Raw genomic sequence first — 20357 nt, 5'->3', positions numbered from 1 at the left:
ATTTTTTTGAAATGAAAACGGCGGTTTTGTTACAAAGCGCTACAAGGGCAGCCAAGTCTAGATGCGATCCTTGGGCGTTGAGGCTAGTGTACACATGGTATCAATCCAGCCGCTTGGTGAAACGCTTGGCAGCGACGATAATACCGAAAATGGTAAAGGCGCTAAGCCAGAGTGAGTCTTGCCATAAACTGCTGATTTCGGCGCTGCGCAGCACCAGGGCTCTGATCATGCGAATAAAATGGGTTGCGGGCAGGGTTTCAGCAAGCCATTGTGCCGCAACGGGCATGCCTTCATAGGGAAACATAAACCCCGAAAGTAAAATGGACGGCAACAACACAAACAGGGTCATTTGCATCGCCTGCAACTGGTTTTTGGCAAAGGTCGAAATTAACAGCCCCAAGGTCAAACTGGCAGAAATAAACAGCAGAGAACTCAACAAGATCTCCAGAGGCTTGCCATTGATCGGCACATCAAACAGAAAGTGGCCTAAGCCTAAGACGATCACCACCTGAATTAAGCCGACGAAAATATAGGGCACAATCTTGGCTATCATCAGCTCAAGGGGGCGTACCGGGGTGTTAATTAACAGCTCCAGGTTACCCCTTTCCCGCTCGCGCACTATGGCAATGCTGGTGAACAGCACCATGGTCATGCTCAAGATGATGGCAAGTAAACCGGGCACTATATTCACCGCAGTTCTGCGGCTGGGGTTGTAATACAGGGCGATTTCAAAGGTATTGCCGGCACTCCCTAATGCCTGTTGGCTATTGGCTGATTTAGGGTCGAGCGTAAAAGGCATATTCTGCAAGGCGGAGATAGCGCCGCCAATAACGCTGTCGGTGCCATCAACCAGCCAGTGTGCAAGGGCCCGCTGTTGCGCCAGGCGCTGATTGATATCATGAGGAATGACGAGTACCGCCCGCACTTCACCGGCTTGTATGGCGGCTTTTGCCGCTTCTGGGGTCTCAAAGGCTTTTGTAAAATCAACTACCTGGGTTGCGCGCACGGTTTCAAGCAGCAAGCGTCCGGTTTGATTATGGCTTTGGTCGACGAAGGCGACGGGGATATGACGTACATCGGTATTGATGGCATAACCAAACAACAGTAGTTGTATTAAGGGAATAATCACTATCATGGCAAAGGTAAGGCGATCGCGCGTCAGCTGCTTTACTTCTTTGAACATCACGGCACGAATACGGACAAATGAGATCATGCTCGGCTCGCTCCGGTAACGCTCACAAACACATCTTCCAAGGTGGGGCGCGCCAGGGTCAGCTCCACCTGCTGTAATTCCGGGAATTGAGATTTAAGCCATGCGATAGGGTTTGCGACTTGCTCATCGACCAGAACCCTAAGCCGTACTCCTAACTGCGCGGCGGAGCGCACCTGTTTATTGGCAATCAGTTTAGATTTTAACGAGCGCAAGCCAGTAGTTTTAACCTCAACTATGTTTACCCCCATATTGCGCATTAACTCTTCCGGCGAGCCATCGGCCCGTATCACCCCGGATTCCATAATCGCCAAGCGATGGCAACGCTCCGCTTCGTCCATATAGTGAGTGGTGACCAAGATGGTGGTGCCTAGCTCGGATAAGTCGAATAACTTCTCCCAAAAATTACGGCGATTTTCCGGGTCCACGGCGGAGGTGGGTTCATCTAAAAACAAGAGTTCGGGCTTGTTAATGGTGGCGCAGGCCAAGGATAAACGTTGCTTTTGGCCGCCGCTCATACCGCCGACTATCTGCTTTTGTAATTTATCCAGCCCGTAGGTTTGCATCTGCTCCTGAGTGCGACTTTTGAGTTTGGCTCTACTGATACCGTAAATTTGCCCCATAAAAAGCAGGTTTTCTGCCACCGTTAAATCTTCATACAAGGAGAATTTCTGGGTCATATAGCCGATCCGCAGCCTTAATGCGTCCGCCTGCTTTGGGATGCTCAGCCCTAATACCTCAACCTGGCCAGCAGAAGGGGTGAGCAGCCCGGTAAGTACGCGAATGGTGGTCGATTTGCCGCAGCCATTGGGTCCTAAAAAGCCATAAATTTTGCCTTTTTCCACATTCAGTGAAATATTGTTGATGGCCTTTAGGTCACCAAATTGCTTGGTGACATTATGAGCCTTAATCACTAATTCGCCCATGCTTAGCGCACCCCTAGCGCAGCTTTATCTGCACGGGAATACCCGCAGGCAGGGCGTTGGTGCTCGCCGGTAAGTCAATTTCGGTCAGATAGACCAGGCGCGAGCGATCGCCTTCGCTCATGCTGCGATAGGGGGTAAAAGCGGGCTCCACGGACACCCAGCGAATAATGCCGGCGACCTCATTTTCCACCCCATCGATGCGCACCATTATTTTTGTGCCGGCGGCCATTTTCGCTTTGTATGGCTCGGGAACATAAACCCGGGCATAGGGGGTGCTGTTGGCCTGTATGATTGCCACTATACTGTTTTCTTTCACCCGCTCGCCTATGTTGTAGGGGAGTGAGTCTAAAATGCCGTCGCGAGAGGCCCTGATGGTCATATCCGCTAACTGGGCTTGTTTATACTGCACATCCGCTTGCGCCGCTTTGAGTGCAAACTGAGCTTGTTGAATGTCTTCTATGCGGGTACCGCTTTGCAGTTTGTTGAGGCTTTGCTGTGCTACCTCGACTGCCGCTGTGGTCGAATCTAGGGTGGCAATGGCGTTATCCAGCTCCGCTTGTGAGGCCAGGGATTTTGCTACCAGCTCATGTGTGCGCTTTAGCTGCAATTCGGCCTCATGGGCGCGAGCCTTTGCCGAGGTGAGGTTCGCCTCAGCAGCGCGAATGTCTTCTGCTCTTTCGCCATTGAGTAATTTAGTCAGCTGCATCTGGGCTTGCTGCTCAAGCGCCTTGGCCATATCTAAGGTGGCCAATTGCTTTGTTTGATTAAATTCAACCAGGATATCGCCCGCTTTGACCTCGGCGCCTTCGGCAATGGGTTGAGCCGTGATCACCTCATTGGCGGTGGCCAGCAAGGTCACCCTGTCACGCTCAAGAATACCGAAAGCGGTATTTGAGTCGCTGTCGCTGCATGCCATTAAGCTGGTTAGCAAAACGAACCAAAGCGGGATGTATCTTAATTTCATGTAGCTCGCCCAAGGTTAGGAGCAAATTAGTAAATCACGTCCTGTTAGATATAAGTTTAGTTTAAATTTATAAAGGGATATTTTTCAAAAAGTTGCTTTGTCGCCATGGTTGTAGGTCGGGATTTTATCGCGACAAATATGCTCTAAGCAGGCGATGTCGGCGCGAAGCACCGACCTACAATTTATTGCATGTCCACTATGCGGGTCAGGGTTGGCTTGGCCTTATCAACATCGCCAATTTCCTGAAAGACCACTCGACCTTGCTCGTCCAATAGCGTCATTAGATTAGAGTGGGCCACTTCGTTGTCATCGCTTTTTTGGTATTTGATATTGAGTGCCATGGCCAGGGCTCTGACATCCTGAGAGTCGCCCGTTAACAGGGTCCAATGATCGGGTGCCAGCTTGCGGCGCTCGGCAAAGGACTTAAGCATCTCTGGGGTATCCGACTCCGGTGTTAAAGACACCAAAACAAAACCGACCTCGTTTTGCAGCTCGGCTGGGAGCGATTGCTGCACCTGTTGCATGGTCATCACTATGGTCGGGCAGGTATGCAGGCAGTGGGTGTAAATCAGGCTGACCAACTGTTTTTTCCCCTGCAGGGCCGCTATGTTAAGGGCCTTATTATCCTGGGTTTGCCACTGGCTATTAAGGTGATAAATGGAATCGCCGGGTAGCTCAGCAGTCAGTTCGCCAGCGAGGTCGCCGGCCAGGCTTTTAGCGCTGGAAAATAATAAAAATGTGGATGTTATTAGCAAACTAGTGAATTTTTTCATCTTCTTCTCCGGGTGCTGATGCCGCATTGGCAGCGCAGCGAAAACCTAAATTGGGAAGGGTATATTTGGCCTCTAAGCTACTGCGAAAGCCGTAGCGCATAAAGGCGGCATAATCACCTGGGTCAACGGCGCCAGTGACGCCTGCAGCACAAAATAGTTTGGTATCTATGGCGCTGTCGGCGCGAGACTCGCCGGTCACCAAGGAGGAATTAAAGTCCTCAGTCCATTCCCATACCAAACCATGGAGGTCGTACACCCCCCAGAAGTTGCTCTCGGTCAAGCCGATATCGGCCAGGGCGCCTTGGCTTGGGGTGCTGTACCAGGTTAAGATCTTTTGTTTATATCCAGGCTCTTGTGAGCCATCGGCCTGAGTCTCGCTAGCCAGTGCCGCAAGCTCCCATTCGGCCACGCTGGGCAGGCGTTTTCCCTGGGTCCGACAATAGGCATCGGCAGCAAACCAGGATACATGAGTGACGGGAGCCTTAGGTGCGCTAAAAGGCACTGAGCCTTGCCGTTCCTGCCAGTGTTGCAGGTAGGTAGGCTCGGCAAAAAGCGCCGCCATTCGTTCTTTACGCCACCTCGGGTGGTCTTGGGTAAACTGCCAGAATTCCTGATTGGTCACCGGGTATTTATCGAGGTAAAAACTGGCGACCGATTGCATCGGGCTGTCTTTGCTCATATACAGGGGGCGATAATCGCCGCCGCTCACTAGCACCTGCTCACCGGCTCCGCTTAGAGCCAGTGAAACAGATACCAGTAGCAGGGGAGTGCTAAGCATATTCGCTCTTACCTTAATGCGCTTTTTGCTTACGAACCTTTTGCACCTGTTCAACCGTGATCTCACCACCCTTATTATCCCAAGAGTTTAAGATGAAGGTTAAAACATTGGCAAGTTCGTCGTCATCAAGCTGCATGGCCGGCATCACGCTGTTAAAGCTTTCGCCGTTGACTTTAATCGGGCCTTCAAGACCATGAACAATGGCGCTGATCCCCCGGGTTGGATCTTCGTTAAAGTAGTCGGACTTAGCCAGTGGTGGGAAGGCTTGAGCAATGCCTTGGCCATTGGGTTGGTGACAGGCGGCGCAGTTGGCATTATAGATACGCTTACCGAAGGTGATCTTATCCTCTTTGCTTTGCGCTTTGGCGACCTGGTATTCCCCTTCTATGGTTTGGATAGCCGAGCCTTCTGGTTGATAGATGGCATCGCTGATCTTACCCGAATAGACCACCTTATCTTCTTCACCTTTGACATTGATCATGCCCAGGGCACCCTTGTTAAAGGCGCGGAAGATGGAGTGATCCACCATGATCAAATTGCCTGGTACTTGTACTTTAAAATCGACAATTGCCGAGCCGCCTGCCGGTACCAAGGTGGTTTGAATATTATGGTTTTTGGCGTCGCCACCTTCGATATACACGGTATCGAAAATCTCACCGATAACATGGAAGGAGGACACTAGATTAGGACCGCCATTACCCACGTAGAGGCGGATGGTTTCGCCTACCTTGGCAGTTAAGGAGTTTTCCCCTGTAAGGCTGCCCACGGCACCATTGAAGACCACATAGTCAGCGTTTTCTTCTATGGCTTTTTCCATATCGAAGGGCTGCAGGCCCGCTTCACCGTATTTGCCCTTGGTGTAGAAATCACCCTGCATCACATAGTATTCACGGTCCACCTTAGGCAGGCCATCTTTTGGCTCAACCAAGATAAGGCCGTACATGCCGTTGGCTATGTGCATACCTACAGGTGCCGTCGCGCAGTGATAAACGTATAAGCCCGGGTTCAGAGCCTGAAACGCAAAAGTAGAGGTGTGTCCCGGAGCGGTAAAGGATGAAACTGCGCCACCCCCTGGCCCGGTAACCGCGTGCAGGTCGATATTGTGCGGCATTTTTGAGCTTGGGTGATTGGAAAGATGGAATTCAATCTCATCCCCTTCTTTAACGCGAATAAAACTGCCCGGCACAGTACCGCCAAAAGACCAGTACACGTATTCTACGCCATCGGCCATGGTGCCGATTTTTTCGATTGTTTCCAGGTGCACTACCACGCGCGCATTATGATCGCGGCTAATAGCCGGAGGCACATGCGGGGGGGCAGTAAGTACGGCGTCTTCAACGGGGAGTGCTGAAGCTGTGCCAAGGTAGGAATAGGCCGTTATAGCCAGAGTGATCCACAGTGTTTTTACACCCATAGTCCTTACTCCGTGTGTTGTCGGGTTATAACCCTAGTATTTGGTTGTGTGCATATTTTGTTCTTGAATACACAGGTATACAGGCCCGCGATGTGATGGGACGTGCCAGCTCAGCGATAAATCGAGCACTGCAAAAACTATCCATAACCAGTATTAGCGACTCCTTAAAAACTGGCATGATCCAGATCATCTTTGTTACATATTTAACAAAAGAATGAAGCAGTGGTTTCTGGGTTTGTCAAAATCGGTGGCGGTGGATATTTGTGGAAAAATATGCACTAATAAAATAATCACAAAAACTAAATAAATATTCACGGTGTAAGGCTTATGAGTGGTAGCGAAACCCAAAGTGTGTATGTAGTTGATGACGATCCTGTGGTGCTTGATGCCATTGCCGAGCTGCTGCAATCCGTCGAGTTAAACACCCATACCTATGCTTCGGCGCAGCAGTTTTTCGATGCCTACAACGATGACATGAGCGGCTGCCTGCTGCTTGATATTCGTATGCCCGAGATGAACGGCATGGAGTTGCAAAAGCGCTTAAGCGACATTAATGCCAAGCTTCCCATTATTTTTATCAGCGGCCATGCCGATGTTTCGCTGGCGGTGCGGGCGATGCGCGAGGGTGCCTTTGATCTCATTGAAAAACCATTTAGAGACAATGACTTGCTTGAATGCATTTATGGCGCCTTGAAAAAAGACAAGGAGGCCAGGGCGGGGCAAGCGGGACAGGCTGAGATTAAGGAACGGCTGGCAACCCTAACTAACCGGGAGCGCGAAATTTATGATCTGGTGGTCGCCGGCAAGGCTAACAAGGTGATGGCCATCGAGCTGGGTGTGAGCCAGCGCACGGTGGAAATTCACCGCGCCCGGGTGTTTAAAAAAATGGCCGTGCGTTCGTTGGCCGAGCTGGTACGAATGAACACCCTGCTAGACTCTTAGCGCTCACCTATCCCAGCCCAGAGGTCCCAGCCCTTAGGTCCCAGCCCTTAGGTGCCGACGCTGGCCGGTCAGGGCGCCATTTATCTTTTCATAACACATCTTTTTTACATAAATATAACGCTAACTGACTTTTGTCAGTTGGCGCTCGTGTGTTTTCTGTAAATTGAACTGGCCAAGTATACAAAACCAAACTCAATAAGCGCTCGCGTGTGCATCTGCCGCGTCGGGCAAATGCGTTTCCCCCGCCTTAGGGAAACCGACAAACACATGTTGAGGAGGCTTTTGATGAATTTCAAAAAGTCACAAATTAGCTTATGCATCTCCTTGGGTGCAGCAACGTTGGTTGCTGGCCCGGTCAGTTATGCAAAATCGGCACAGCCGATCGTCAATGAAGCTGTGGTACACACCACAACTCGCCCTTTAATTCAGTTGGCCGCAGCGGTCAATAAAGACGCTAAAGCACGTCTGCAGATCGGTAAAATGGATGCCATCAGCGGTGAAGTGTCGCATAAAACCAGCGAAGTGATTCAAAACTTCGAGCTGCCGTTTGTAACCAGCGAATCGCAAAAACATGCATCCACATTAGACGCATACAGCAATCTATCCATGCTTGAGCCGTTTATGGCGGCGAAAAACGTGCAAACCGACTTTGCCGGCGATACCATGCCGGCGCCGCTGTTAAGCTTTGACGGCGTCGATAACGTCAACCGCGTAGCACCGCCCGACACTGTAGGTGATGTCGGCCCGAATCACTATGTGCAAATGGTGAACGTGTCGTTTGCGGTATGGGATAAGCAAGGCAATATGCTGATTGAGCCAACCCCGACCAATGCCCTGTGGAATGAACTCGGTGGTATCTGTGCAGCGAACAACGATGGCGACCCCATTGTGCTGTACGATCAATTTGCCGAGCGTTGGATGGTGAGTCAGTTTGCCATCAACCCAAGCGATTATCATGAATGTATCGCCATCTCCAAAACCTCGGATCCGACCGGCGAGTGGCACTTATATGACTTCAAAATCAGTGAAGTCAAAATGAACGACTATCCGCACTTCGGGGTTTGGCCCGATGGCTATTATATGTCGGTCAACCAATTCTACCTTGATGGTCGTGAAGATCAGTGGGGTGGTGCCGGTGTCGTTGCCTTTGAGCGTGATAAAATGTTGCGCGGCGAATCGGCGCGAATGATCTATTTCGACGATCCGCACCCAGTACTCGGTGGTATGTTACCGTCCGATCTCGATGGTATGACGCCGCCGCCAGAGGGCGCGCCGAACTACTTCTTGCAACCCATCGATGAGTCGCAAGGTTACGACAGCGACGAAATGCATGTCTGGGCCTTTAAAGCAGACTGGGAAAACCCAGAAAACTCAACCTTTGAGCAGGTGGCCGCGGTGCCGGTGACCGGTATGGATTTCAGCAGCTGCAGCGGCGGCTGTATTCCGCAGCCGGGTGTATCAGCCGAAAACTACCTGGATAAAATCCCTTACCGTCTTATGAACCGCCTGGCGTATCGTAACTTTGGCGATCATGAATCTTTGGTGGTGAACCACACGGTTTATACACCAACGGAAACCGGTGCCGCTCGTTGGAGCCCGCGCTGGTATGAAATTCGTAATCCGAGCACCGAAGCCGTACTGCATCAGCAGGGCAGTTATGCGCCAGATGGCGACTCGCGCTGGATGGGCAGTGTGGCCATGGATGCCATGGGCAATATGGCCCTAGGTTATACCGTAAGCGGCGAAAATACTTATCCTTCAGTACGTTACACCGGTCGTTTAGCCTCAGACCCTCTTAATATGATGGCTCAGGGTGAGCAGGAAATAGTTGCTGGTGGCAGCTCACAGCTCGGTGCCAATGGCCGTTGGGGTGACTACAGCTCTATGAACATCGACCCGGTTGATGACTGTACTTTCTGGTATACCCAGGAATATTACGGCGACACCAACCCGGGCGGCATTGACTGGCGTACCCGTATCGGCTCGTTCAAATTCCCTAACTGTACCGCAGGCCCAACAGGTACCCTAAAGGGTCATTTGTATGGCAGTACCGGAGAACCTTTAGCGCAAGCGCAGATCAGCGTAGGTGCCATGACTACCTTTACCGATGAGTCTGGTTACTATGAAATTCTGGCCCCGGTAGGCGAATATGATGTCGCCATGGTGGCTTACGGTTATGCGCAGGTCGACTTCAGCGCCATCAATGTGGTCAAAGATGGCACAAAAGTGGTTGATGCCACCTTGTCAGAGCTACCGAAAACCACACTAGTGGGTCGTGTTGTCGATGGTTCAGGTCATGCCTGGCCAATTCCAGCATCTTTAACCCTGATGGGCGATCTAACCAAAGATGTGAACTTCAGCAACGACTCCAGCACCGGCGAATTCAGCATTGAAGTATATCAAGGCTGGCCTTATGCCATTAAGGTTGCCTCACTGGGCGAGGGCTATGTTGCTCAAGAGGTGAAAGTCGATACTTTGCAAACCAATGATCTGGGTGAAATTGCCCTGATGGTTGACAGCAAAGCCTGTGTAGCGCCGGGCTATCAGTCTTTGGGTATTGTTGAAGATTTCGATGGCACGGCCTTCCCGCCGGCCGGTTGGAACGTGGTCAACAATGCTAGCAGCGATGAAATTATCTGGAAAACCAGCACCGACTGGGCACGCCCTAACTATACCGGTGGCAGCGGTCATGCCGCGGCTATCGACAACGACCGTTATGGTTGGGGTCGTTACGACTCGGATCTGATCACGCCTGAGATTGCGGTTAGCGATCTGAACGGTGTAACCAGCTTGCAGTTCAAAATGGACTTCGTTGGTGGCATCTACGGTGGCTCCATGCTGGATATGGACATCAGTCTTGACGGCGGTGCCTGGAATACGGTGCTGAGTTATGGCAATACCATGCGTGAATTCCGCGTCGATTATGACCTGGCCGAACACCTGGTAGGCGCGCAGAGTTTCCGTTTACGTTGGCGTTATCACACAATCTGGGACGGCGAGCAGTTCGATAACTGGGCCCAAGTCGATGATGTGACTATTGCACAAAGCTGTGCCAGCGTTGAAGGTGGTCTGGTATCGGGGCACGTGCTGGATGCCAATACCGGCGAGCCGGTGGCCAATGCGATCGTCAGTACGGACAAAGGTCGCAGCACATCAACCAAAGCCGATGGTAGCTATCTTCTGTTCACCGATCTGGGTGACGTAGAATTAGCGGTGAAACAGGCCGGTTATACGCTACAAAGTGAGACGTTGAGCGTCGCGGTCAATGAAGTGCTAGAGCAGGACTTCACGCTTAATGCCGGTAAATTGGATGTGGATACGCAAACTCTGGAGCTGTCTGTGACCAGTGGCCGTAGCCTATCAACGGCGTTGAATCTCGCCAACAAGGGTTCGGATGTATTGAACTTCAATATCGAAGAAATCAATGCGGCGCCGCGCCAAGACATGGTAGGTCCTGCGTTTGCTATCGGTGGCCGTAAGTTTGGCCCTAAAGATCTATGGGACTTAAACACCCGTGATATTCGTGTGCCATTTATCTTCCCTGATGCACCGAAAATGAATGCCGAGCTGGTACAAAGCTGGCCGATCGACCTGGTTGCCACCAATGGTGTTGCCTTTGACCAAAGCACCGGCGATCTATGGCTCAATAACCTGGGTGTATTCGGTGGTGACGATAAAATCTATCGCTTTAAAACCGACGGTACGAAAACGGATCAAACCATGGATGTGAGCCCCTTGCTAAGCACCCGTGGTGCCCATGCCGGCATGGCGTTTAATAAGCGTACCGGTAAGCTCTGGCAGATCATCGTTGGCGGCGACCGTTGTATCTATGAATTCGATACCAACAGCCTAAGCGCTACCGGTAACCGTATTTGTCCAGATCTGCCTAGCTCACAACGTGGCCTGGCGTATGATCCCAATGGCGACCAATTCTTCTCTGGTTCGTTTATTGATGGCCTGGTACACCGTTTTGCCAGCGATGGTACTTTGTTAGAGTCGACCGATGTGGGTCTGCCTGTGGCCGGTCTAGCCTTTAACCCGGCAACCAATCACTTGTTTGTCGCCGCTAACAGCTTTGCGCCTATGGATATCGATATCTATGTGCTGGATGTAAGCGACGAATATCGCGTGGTCGGTGGTTATTCAGTGCCTGGCCGTGCTGACGGCGGTGGCTCTGGTATCAGCCTGGATTGCGACGGCAACCTGTGGGTGTTGGATATCGAAAGCCAGCAGATGATCCAGATTAAGTCTGGTGAAACCGGGGTCTGCGAATTCAAAGAAGTGGATTGGTTAAGCTCGACGCCAAGCAAGGGTCAACTTGCTCTGGAACAGATGCAGCAAGTACAAATCGATGTTGATGCCAAAGACATGGAGCCTGGCTTCTATCAGGCACAATTGTTGATGGCCAATGATTCGCCTTACCTAGCGCAAAATGTATTGGTTAACCTCAACGTACTTGAGCGCACCCCCGGTGAGTTGGGCTTTACCGTGAGCCAATATCGCGTGAACGAAAACCAAGGTTCGGTGACTTTGACCGTATCTCGTCAAGGCGGCAGCGATAATGCCCTAAGCGTAAGCTATGAAACTTTGGATGCTACGGCGGTTGCCGGTAGCGATTACCAAAGCGCCAGCGGCCAATTACATTGGCAAGACCTGGACGACGGCGACAAGGAAATCACCATTGCCGTGATGAACGACGGCGAGAAAGAACAGAGTGAGTCCTTCTCCGTGCGTTTGCACCAGGTTGACGGCGGCGCAACGCTTTCAAGCCAGGTATTGGCAACGGTTGAGATCGAAGACGCCAAGTCTAAGAGCAGCGGCGGTAGCAGCCACCCATTTGTACTAATGCTACTGGCCACGTTAGCCTTGTTTAGACGCGGCCACGGTCGTGCGCTAAAGACTAACGCGTAAAGTAGTACCCTGTAACTAAGGAGCTCCTAGAGCTCCTTATTTCCCTTAGGAGTTAACCATGAATAAATTACTTCTTATCGGTGTTTTTTGCCTAGCTGCCGGCGCTCTTTCCGCACCGGTTGAGGCGCAAAGTTGGCAAGCGATGAAGCAGGAGAAAAAAAGCAAGATCAATAAGTTACACGCTTTTAATAGCGAGCAGGAGCGCCTGGTTGCGCGCTTTTTAGATTTAAACGCTCAGGTGCAGCAATTAGCGCTGCAGGTGAGTGATGCACAGCAAACATCCCCGGCGCTGGAGCCAAGCGGTCAACATGACCTGGATTTCGACAAAGGCAGTTATTATTTTGTCGACCACTTAAGTGCACAGCTGACCCGATTAGCCGATGCCAATAATGCGCTGCTGGCGAACTTCGGCACCGCCGCCGCAGGAGGGAATACTTCCCTACAGGCTCGTTACCTGGCTCTACGTAAGCAGCTACAGGATCTGACGGTGCAACTGAATGAATTTGAACATCGCAGCGAAAAGCTGCTAGTGTCGGCCTCGCCATTGTTAAAGCGAAAAATCCATGCTTCCCTGTCCAGTGGCTTGTTGTTGGCGGCGCAACTGCCGGCGCAACTTAAGGACAACACCACCTTGACCCTTTCCTTGGAGGCCTATCGTTAATTGATGGCCGAGCGTTAAACATCCTCTTTCCATGTTCTCCGGGCTCTTCAATTGCTGATGTGGCCCGGAATTTTCCCCCGCAAATTCATACCCCTAAGTTAAAAACAACAAGTAAACAAAAATAACATCCTGTTAACTGATAATTGTCAGTTACAGCCCGACGATAGTTTCGTACTTTGGCATGAGTATACAAAAGGCACAAATGTAACGGCTATTTACACGTATCTAGATCGCATAATTTCGAGTTTGGTTACCGGCAGTGCGAATACGTGAGTCATAAAAGTAAATAACAGGAGACTTTTGATGAACTTCAACAAGTCAAAATTGCAAAGCTGTGTGCTTATTGGCTTGCTCGGGCTAATAGGCAGTAATCATGCCTTTGCCGAGATGCCGCAGGCTCCAGTGGTTGGTGAGTCAGTCAAGAATGTAACAAGCCAGAGTACTAGCAATGCAGCCATGGCGTTAAAACCGGTGAGCCCAACCTTGGCCACCGCGGGTAAGGCGCCGCTTTCAAAGTCAGTAACAGGCCAGTTCGAGGATCAGCTCGAATTGTATAACGCACAACAACAAAGCCTGGTTTCAATGGCTTTAGATGGATTTACCGATCCCCTAGTACAAACTACGCTGGGTGAGCGAGCCATCCCCGAACCCAGTCTTAACCTGGATGGCCAGGGCGCCGACTGGGGCGATGCCGCCGTACCTGATACCAGTTTAGATGTAGGCGCCAACCACGTAGTGCAAGTGGTCAACATGTCCTATGCGGTATGGGATAAAAACGGCCAATTAGTTCAAGGGCGTACGCCAACTACACAGCTTTGGCAGGAGCTTGGTGGCGTGTGTGCCGATCCAGATGCCAAGCCACCGGCTATTGTCGGTTGGACAGCGCAACAAGACCGCGATGGCGCGGTCCTGTATGACGTTTTAGCGGATCGCTGGTTACTAAGCCAAACTGCGTTTGACGGCGCCAAGATGCACCAATGTGTGGCGGTGTCGAAAAGTGGCGATCCCACCGGCGAGTGGCATCTTTACGATTTTATTGCCACCGACTCGAAATGGTATGACAAGGCGCAATTCGGTGTCTGGGGTGATGGCTATTATATGGCCGCGCCACAATATTCTCCTGTCGACAAGTCTAAGCAAGGGATGGCGGTTGTGGCCTTTGAGCGTGAAAAAATGCTCCATGGTCTAGCGGCACAAACCTTGTATTTCGACCAAGCCGATATGCACAACGCCTTACCGGCGGATATGGATGGCATGCGCGCACCACAGGCAGGCTCGCCTAACTACTTTATGCAAATGCTCGATGATCAGGTTCATGGCGTTGCCGCGGACGCATTGCAGCTGTGGGGCTTAGAGGCCGATTGGCAAAACCCGGAGCAAAGTAACTTTGCCTTGCTAGCGACCTTGGCTACCGAGCCTTTCGATATCGATCAAAGCTGTGGTAAAACCTGTGTTGCTCAGGACTCCTGGGGTGGCGACAGCTATAACGCCCTAGACGCTCATCAGCAAGCGCTGATGTACCGTTTGGCTTACCGCAACTTTGGCGATCATGACAGCCTGGTGGTAAACCACACGGTGGCAACCGGTGATAAGCATTTTGGTGTGCGCTGGTATGAAGTGCGTAACCCAGGTAGTGAAGCCACGATTCATCAGCAAGGCACCTATGCGCCCGATGCCGCCAGCCGTTGGCTAGGCACTATGGCCATGGATGCGGTGGGCAACATCGCTCTAGGCTACAGCGTTTCCAGTGCCGATATGTTGCCGGCGATGCGTTACAGTGGCCGTTTAGCCAGTGATCCTCTTGGCCAACTTGGCTATGGCGAAGGCAGCGTCACCGAAGGTTTAGCACCTCAGGTGAACTCGTTCGACGGCAGCTGGGGCGAGCGTGCGCAAATGACCATCGACCCAAGTGATGACTGCACCTTCTGGTTTTCCAGTGAGTACGGTGCTGACACCGATTTCGAAACCCTTTGGGGAACACGCATCGCGAAATTCCAGCTCGATCAATGTCAGGCCGAGCCGCAAGGCGTGGTCACTGGGGTTGTCCGTGACAGCGAAACAAATGCAGCACTGGCAGGTGCCGAAGTACGTTTTGGCGACTACAGCACCATAGCCGATGCACAAGGCGTCTATACACTGTCTTTACCTCTGGGCAGCTATGAATTTAAGGCACGTGCCTATGGTCACCCGATGACCGACTTGGGTTCGGTGCAGGTGGCCAGCGAAGGTGAGTTAACTAAGGACGCGTCTTTGGTTTCCCTACCTAAGGCAACCATTAGCGGTAAGGTGGTTGATGGTTCAGGTCACGGTTGGGGATTACCAGCAAGCTTGCAGCTAAGCGGCGAGTTGGTGCCTTATACGGTGATCAACACCGACCCCATCAGTGGTGAATTTACCCTGGATGGTTACGCCGGATGGCCGGTAACCTGATGGCATCGTCCGTCAGTTATAATCCGCAAAATGTGGCGACTCAGGCCAATGGCGATACCGAGCTAGGTAACATTGCCCTGCAGGTGAACAAGGATGTGTGTGTTGCTCCCGGTTACAATAAGGCCGATAGCAGCACCTCCTCTGTGGTCGAATTTGAAGATGTGAACTTCCCACCTACGGATTGGACCGTTGTCGATAATGCCGGTACTGGCGTGGTGTGGAAAACCAGTGAGCAATGGAGTCGTCCTAACTTAACCGCTGGCAGCGGTATGTCGGCGGCGGCGGACAGCGACCGCGGCGGTCGTAACCTTTACGATACCGAGTTGATCACTCCTGTTATCTCTGTTGCTTCGTTGCAAGGCTTTGAAACCGTGAGTTATGAGCAGGCCTTTAAGGCGTATGCCCAGTCGGTGTTCGATTTTGATATCAGCGTTGACGGTGGTCAATGGCTGAACATTCATAATCTGATCACAGACAGCATCGGCAAGGTCGTTGTTGACTTGGGCACTTACCTAGAGGGGGCTGAGAGTTTCAGACTAAGATGGCGTTATTACACCCTGAGTGTTGATAATGCCTATGACTGGTATGTGCAAATCGATAATGTTGAGTTCGGTTTAGGCTGTGGCTTTGCCGAGGGTGGCTTGCTGGCAGGGATGATCACCGATGCCAACACCCAGGCCCCGTTAGCGCAAGCTCAGGTACAAAACCAGCAGGGTAAGGTTACATTAACCGCTCAGGATGGCTTCTATCGTCAGTTTAATGCCGCCGGTGAGCAGAGCATGAGCATCGCGCTTAGCGGCTATGCGCAGGCCGAGCAAAGCGTAAGCATTGCCAACGATCAGGTCAGCGAGCTTAATGTTGCCCTTAATGCCGGTCTGCTAACCAGCTCGGCGCAGGCGCTCGAACTGGATGTGGTTGCCGGACGCAAAGTTGCCAGCGATATCACCTTGGCCAACGAAGGCAGTTATGGGCTTAACTACAAGGTTGCTGAAGTCGCACCACCCAGTGGTGATAACCCGAGTGAGGCAAGCCTGGGCGATAACCAGCAAGCACAGGCTTTGAACATTGCCCGCCCATATGGCATGGTGGTTGATAAGGTGACCAACAGCGTTTGGGTTAACAGTGCCAAAGCCTTCGGCGGTGATAACAAGCTCTATCGTTTAGACGAACAGGGCCAGAAAACCGGCGATGTAATCGACCTGAATCCGCTAGCGGCAGGCGATGATCTGGTTGCGGATCTTGCGTTCAACACCCGCACCAACACCGCTTGGCAGGCCATTTTCAGTGATGCAAACTGTATCCATGAGCTTGACCTTAACGCCATGCAGTTGACGGGCAAGCGCGTGTGTCCAGACCTGGACGGTAATGGGGTTGGCGGCTTGGCCTATGATCCGCATGCCGATCAGTTACTGGTCAGTAGCTACAATGCACAGAAATTGTATCGCGTGAACTTCGATGGCAGCGTCAGCGCCGAATACGACCTTGGTCTACCTGCCTTTGGTTTGGCCTACAACCCGAATGTTGGTCATCTGTATGTCAGCGCCAATGGCGAGAATGGGGTAGGCAGTGACAAGGCCGATCAGATCTTAGATCTGTACGTTGTTGATTTGCACAACGAACTAAGCCTGGTTGGGGCAACGCGTGTAGATGGTATGAATAGCTTTTCGCAAGCAGGTCTAGACCTCGATTGTGATGGCACCTTGCATGCCATGGACCTGGTAATGTCGCGCACCTTTAGCCTTGCCTCGGGGCAGCAACAGGTGTGTGCACAGCCGCAAGCAAGCTGGTTCACCTACTCCGAAAATGGTGGAGCGTTAAATGTCGGCGAGCAACAGGCCCTGACCTTGGGTGCCGACGCGGCCGCCTTGGCTCCGGGTGTCTACCAGACCACCTTGTTACTGCAAGACGATACCGCCTACGCGGCCCACGAAATTGCCGTAACCCTGAATGTCAACGAACCCGTGTTGGGCGAGTTTGGCTTTGCGGTGAGCGCCTATGAAGTTAATGAAGGTGACAATCAAGTCGTGGTGACGGTACAACGTACCGGCGGCAGCGATGGCGCCGTGGCACTGAACTATCAAAGTCTTGATGGCACAGCTAAAGCGCTGGCGGATTATCAACCTGCGTCGGGCATGCTGTACTGGGATGACCAAGATGGGGAGGCGAAGTCCTTCACCGTTAAGCTGGTGGATGACGCCGAGGTAGAAACCATGGAGTCGTTTAATATCCTGCTCAGTGCCGACGATGAGACGTTATTGAACGCCGAGGTGGTTACCACGGTCAAAATAACCGATAACGACAAGCAGAAGGGCAGCAGTGGTTCACTGTTCCACCTACTGTTCATGCTAGCAGCGTTAACTCTGGTTCGCAGAAAAGCGTAAAACTAACCCTAAGGCGCCGAGTTTCGGCGCCTTATTTGCTTTAGGAGACAGTTATTATGAAAACCTTTAAGCCCGGATTATTAATTGGCATGACTGCGTTCATGATTCTGAATGTAAGCGCACCCGTTTTTGCCCATAACGGCGAAGTTGACACCAACCAAAGCAAGCCTCCTAAGGTGACAACTAATGTCAAACCTGAAAAGGAAGCACAGCCTGAACAAGTGGCTTCTAAACCGGAGTGTGAGGGCGAAACCAGGGTGATCCCTTTGCATCAATTGCCCGTGGAGCGCAAACTCAATGAACAGAAAACGTCTATGACTGAGCAACAAAAGCCGAACCAAACACAGCCTGCCAAGGCTAAAATAGCTGCTAATGCGGCCAAGGGCGAATCAAAATCGCTACGTGATATCAGCGCCGAGGAGCGTCAGCAAGAGTGCGCAAACGCCAAGCCCGTTAAGGTGATGCCCATTGGCCGACTGCCGGTAGAAAACGCCATCAGCAAGCAGAAAAAGGACCAAAAGGATAAAGGAAACAATTAATTGTCGCTGTGTTTATAGTGGCTGTTTGCGTCATTTAAGGTATGGTAAAGAGAGTAATACACCGCCTTGGCGCAGGCTAAGGGAGGTAGTCAGTTGAGGACTCATACCATGCGTACCTTTTCTTCTCGGCATAGAACGGTCAGACGGCTGATCCTCTATATCATCCTGTTTAGCTCGGCGATCACTCTAATATCGTCGGCGCTGCAACTGTACTTGGAATACACTCAGGGGGTGGCGGAGATCAATGCCGAGATCCATCAAATCAAAGACAGCCAGCTTGAAAGCATTGCCCTCAATGTGCAAGACCGCAATATACAGTTGCTCCAGCTGCAACTTGATGGACTGGTTAAACTGCCTGGGATCGAGCGTATCAGTATTGTTACCACCGACAGGGTGAAATGGCGTGCCGGTGAGGTGATGTCCAATGAAATTATCGATGAACGTTTTGTCTTGTATCAGCATGGCAGGGAGCAAGAGCCGCCCCTGGGGATTTTGCAAATCGTGGTGGGTCTGGATGAGTTATATAGCCGCCTCACCGACCGAGTGTATTTTATTGTTATCAGTAATGGCATTAAAACCTTTTTGGTGGCCGGTTTTATCCTCTATCTGTTTCAATACCTGGTCACCCGTCATCTCAGTAAAATCAGTGACTTTGCACAAAACCTGACCTTTGATAAGCCTATACCACCCTTAGTTCTGGATAGAGATGCTAAGGAAAGAAACGCTCCGGATGAGCTGCAAACCGTGGTGAGCGCCCTCAACGGCATGCAATTACGTCTTGGCGATGAGCTGCAAAGACGCCAAGAAGCAGAGCAAAAACTATTGGCCAGTCGCGACCAAATCGCCCACCTCGACAGGCTCAACAGCATGGGTGAGATGGTCAGCACCATCACCCATGAAATCAATCAGCCTCTAACCGCCATTGCCAGTTATGCCCAAAGTGCCACCCGCCGTATCGACAACGCCCGTCCCGAGCAGCAGGCTGAGCTGCAGCAATGGTTAGCGACTACCTTAAAGAAAATTTCCGAGCAGGCGCTGCGCAGTGGCAAGGTGCTGCAACGGATCCGCAACTTTGTGAAATTGCGGGCCATGGATATGCAGCGGCTGGATGTGAATACCATGCTTCGCGAAGTGGGCGATATGGTGGAGACCACGGCCAACAGTAACCAGGTGAGCCTGGTACTCAAATTCAATCCGTCGCCCTTGTATGTAGAGGGCGATCCGGTTCAGTTGCAACAGGTGAGCATTAACCTGATTAAAAACGCCATTGAGGCCAGTCACCCGGGCGCTCAGGTGGTTATTTCTACCTGCCTTAACAGCGAGAATAATGAGGTGGAGTTGTGCATTCACGACGAAGGCGTGGGGGTGAGTGGCGAGGCCGTCGAGCATCTTTTTGAACCCTTTTATACCAGTAAGAAGCAAGGCATGGGTGTGGGACTGTCAATCAGCTTGGCGATTGCCAAGGCGCACAATGGTACCTTGAAGTATCAGGCCAATGCTCAGGGCGGATGCGACTTTACTTTGACCTTACCTGCCGTTGGCGAGGAGGTGGCTTATGACGTTTAAAATGAGCTTTGCGCTGCGAGTGACCCTGCTGCTGTGCGCCATTTTTATCATCATAGCGGCCTTGGCGTTTTCTCAGCTGCAGCGAGTTGAACAAACACAGGTTGAAGACGAATTATCCAAGGTGTTGCAGGTCAATTTACACGGTCACTCCAGCTATTATTCCTTTGAGGGCGAGGGCGACCAAGTACTGGATGACTTTGCCAGCTTTTGGCCAGGGACCTTGCACGGCGCCGTGCGCAGTGCCGGTAAAACCGGCAAGGGTCTAGACTTCTCGGTGCATCAGGACGCTCATATGGGCGTGGATATTTGCTGTAAAATCGGTAAGCCGCTGTCGACTACGCGTTGGCGTGAGGTGACCTTTGAAAATGGTGGCATCAGTATCGCCATGTGGCTCAAGCCCCTGGCCCTGGAAGACAAGCAAATTTATCCCTTGTATGGTGGCTGGTATGGCGATGTACAAAGTAACAAGCTCAGGGTGGTGGATAGGCGTGTAGAACTGTTGATCTACTCAAGCTCCGGATACCAGCCAAAATCAGTGGTTAAAAGCAACACTCGCCTGGTAAACGGCCAGTGGACGCACGTTGCTGTGGTGCATAATGGTAAACAAGCGCGGCTGTTTATTAACGGCGAGCTTGATGCCGCCCAAGACGCCAACATTAGCGTTAGCTCTATCGTCAATGATGTGTTTTTAGGGGGGATCCCCAAGCAACATGCCACCCAAGGCAAGCATGCCTTTGCCGGCGTTATCGACGACTTTTTTATGTCGGAACTAATTTTAACGGATAAAGAAGTCAACGCATTGTTTAATAAAGACAAGCTGGCGGCACAGCAGTTGGGCGAAAACTAGCACCCAACTGCTTCA

14 protein-coding genes are annotated in these 20357 nt (G+C 51.6%); 8 read left to right on the top strand and 6 right to left on the bottom strand.

The annotated features are described in order from the left end of the window. Positions 1-100 precede the first annotated feature (100 nt). The 6 genes from C2M34_RS11595 to nirK form a co-directional block, all read right to left on the bottom strand. Complete coding sequence (locus tag C2M34_RS11595; RefSeq protein ID WP_105258849.1) at positions 101-1213, bottom strand: ABC transporter permease; 1113 nt, start codon at positions 1211-1213, stop codon at positions 101-103. Then, positions 1210-2136, bottom strand: a complete 927-nt coding sequence (locus C2M34_RS11590) for an ABC transporter ATP-binding protein (RefSeq protein WP_105258848.1) — start codon at positions 2134-2136, stop codon at positions 1210-1212. The genes C2M34_RS11595 and C2M34_RS11590 overlap by 4 nt, the downstream gene beginning before the upstream one ends. A gap of 13 nt (positions 2137-2149) precedes the next feature. Continuing rightward, complete coding sequence (locus C2M34_RS11585; protein WP_105258847.1) at positions 2150-3100, bottom strand: HlyD family secretion protein; 951 nt, start codon at positions 3098-3100, stop codon at positions 2150-2152. Positions 3101-3282: 182 nt separating this feature from the next. After that, a complete protein-coding gene (locus tag C2M34_RS11580; RefSeq protein ID WP_105258846.1) occupies positions 3283-3873 on the bottom strand; it encodes an SCO family protein in 591 nt (196 codons plus the stop codon). Then, positions 3857-4651 (bottom strand): formylglycine-generating enzyme family protein, encoded by a 795-nt coding sequence (locus tag C2M34_RS11575; RefSeq protein ID WP_105258845.1) that lies wholly within the window; start codon positions 4649-4651, stop codon positions 3857-3859. Before C2M34_RS11575 ends, C2M34_RS11580 begins: the two co-directional genes overlap by 17 nt. 13 nt (positions 4652-4664) lie before the next feature. Further along, positions 4665-6065, bottom strand: coding sequence for a copper-containing nitrite reductase (gene nirK / locus C2M34_RS11570; RefSeq protein ID WP_105258844.1), 1401 nt, complete (start codon positions 6063-6065; stop codon positions 4665-4667). Between the two features lie 327 nt (positions 6066-6392). On the opposite strand from nirK, the gene C2M34_RS11565 reads away from it, so the two are divergent. The 8 genes from C2M34_RS11565 to C2M34_RS11530 all read left to right on the top strand — a co-directional run bounded on the left by C2M34_RS11565 (position 6393) and on the right by C2M34_RS11530 (position 20342). Beyond that, the gene (locus tag C2M34_RS11565) at positions 6393-7007 is read left to right on the top strand and encodes a response regulator transcription factor (RefSeq protein WP_105201654.1); all 615 of its coding nucleotides are present in this window, start codon (positions 6393-6395) and stop codon (positions 7005-7007) included. A 285-nt stretch (positions 7008-7292) separates the two neighbouring features. Further along, positions 7293-11918 carry a carboxypeptidase regulatory-like domain-containing protein gene (locus tag C2M34_RS11560; RefSeq protein WP_158681440.1) on the top strand — a complete coding sequence of 1542 codons (4626 nt, stop codon included), beginning with the start codon at positions 7293-7295 and terminating at the stop codon, positions 11916-11918. 58 nt (positions 11919-11976) lie between these two features. Then, positions 11977-12579, top strand: a complete 603-nt coding sequence (locus tag C2M34_RS11555) for a hypothetical protein (protein ID WP_105258842.1) — start codon at positions 11977-11979, stop codon at positions 12577-12579. Between the two features lie 303 nt (positions 12580-12882). After that, entirely contained in the window at positions 12883-15009 is a 2127-nt protein-coding gene (locus tag C2M34_RS11550) for a carboxypeptidase-like regulatory domain-containing protein (protein ID WP_105258841.1), read from the top strand. Beyond that, positions 14994-17390, top strand: coding sequence for a Calx-beta domain-containing protein (locus tag C2M34_RS11545; RefSeq protein WP_105258840.1), 2397 nt, complete (start codon positions 14994-14996; stop codon positions 17388-17390). The genes C2M34_RS11550 and C2M34_RS11545 overlap by 16 nt, the downstream gene beginning before the upstream one ends. 56 nt (positions 17391-17446) lie before the next feature. After that, a complete protein-coding gene (locus C2M34_RS11540; protein ID WP_105258839.1) occupies positions 17447-17929 on the top strand; it encodes a hypothetical protein in 483 nt (160 codons plus the stop codon). 108 nt (positions 17930-18037) lie between these two features. Then, complete coding sequence (locus C2M34_RS11535; RefSeq protein WP_105258838.1) at positions 18038-19495, top strand: sensor histidine kinase; 1458 nt, start codon at positions 18038-18040, stop codon at positions 19493-19495. Continuing rightward, positions 19485-20342, top strand: coding sequence for a LamG domain-containing protein (locus tag C2M34_RS11530; RefSeq protein ID WP_105214503.1), 858 nt, complete (start codon positions 19485-19487; stop codon positions 20340-20342). Before C2M34_RS11535 ends, C2M34_RS11530 begins: the two co-directional genes overlap by 11 nt. Positions 20343-20357 lie beyond the last annotated feature (15 nt).

Source organism: Pseudoalteromonas sp. T1lg88 (assembly GCF_002964765.1).
In the GTDB taxonomy this organism is placed as follows: domain Bacteria; phylum Pseudomonadota; class Gammaproteobacteria; order Enterobacterales; family Alteromonadaceae; genus Pseudoalteromonas.
The sequence above is the reverse complement of the archived record's forward strand: the minus strand, read 5'-3'. Positions and strand labels throughout refer to the sequence as shown.

Coding starts and splice junctions, on each gene's coding strand:
- C2M34_RS11595 (WP_105258849.1), bottom strand. CDS start 1,213: ATGATCTCATTTGTCCGTATTCGTGCCGTGATGTTCAAAGAAGTAAAG.
- C2M34_RS11590 (WP_105258848.1), bottom strand. CDS start 2,136: ATGGGCGAATTAGTGATTAAGGCTCATAATGTCACCAAGCAATTTGGT.
- C2M34_RS11585 (WP_105258847.1), bottom strand. CDS start 3,100: ATGAAATTAAGATACATCCCGCTTTGGTTCGTTTTGCTAACCAGCTTA.
- C2M34_RS11580 (WP_105258846.1), bottom strand. CDS start 3,873: ATGAAAAAATTCACTAGTTTGCTAATAACATCCACATTTTTATTATTT.
- C2M34_RS11575 (WP_105258845.1), bottom strand. CDS start 4,651: ATGCTTAGCACTCCCCTGCTACTGGTATCTGTTTCACTGGCTCTAAGC.
- nirK (WP_105258844.1), bottom strand. CDS start 6,065: ATGGGTGTAAAAACACTGTGGATCACTCTGGCTATAACGGCCTATTCC.
- C2M34_RS11565 (WP_105201654.1), top strand. CDS start 6,393: ATGAGTGGTAGCGAAACCCAAAGTGTGTATGTAGTTGATGACGATCCT.
- C2M34_RS11560 (WP_158681440.1), top strand. CDS start 7,293: ATGAATTTCAAAAAGTCACAAATTAGCTTATGCATCTCCTTGGGTGCA.
- C2M34_RS11555 (WP_105258842.1), top strand. CDS start 11,977: ATGAATAAATTACTTCTTATCGGTGTTTTTTGCCTAGCTGCCGGCGCT.
- C2M34_RS11550 (WP_105258841.1), top strand. CDS start 12,883: ATGAACTTCAACAAGTCAAAATTGCAAAGCTGTGTGCTTATTGGCTTG.
- C2M34_RS11545 (WP_105258840.1), top strand. CDS start 14,994: ATGGCCGGTAACCTGATGGCATCGTCCGTCAGTTATAATCCGCAAAAT.
- C2M34_RS11540 (WP_105258839.1), top strand. CDS start 17,447: ATGAAAACCTTTAAGCCCGGATTATTAATTGGCATGACTGCGTTCATG.
- C2M34_RS11535 (WP_105258838.1), top strand. CDS start 18,038: ATGCGTACCTTTTCTTCTCGGCATAGAACGGTCAGACGGCTGATCCTC.
- C2M34_RS11530 (WP_105214503.1), top strand. CDS start 19,485: ATGACGTTTAAAATGAGCTTTGCGCTGCGAGTGACCCTGCTGCTGTGC.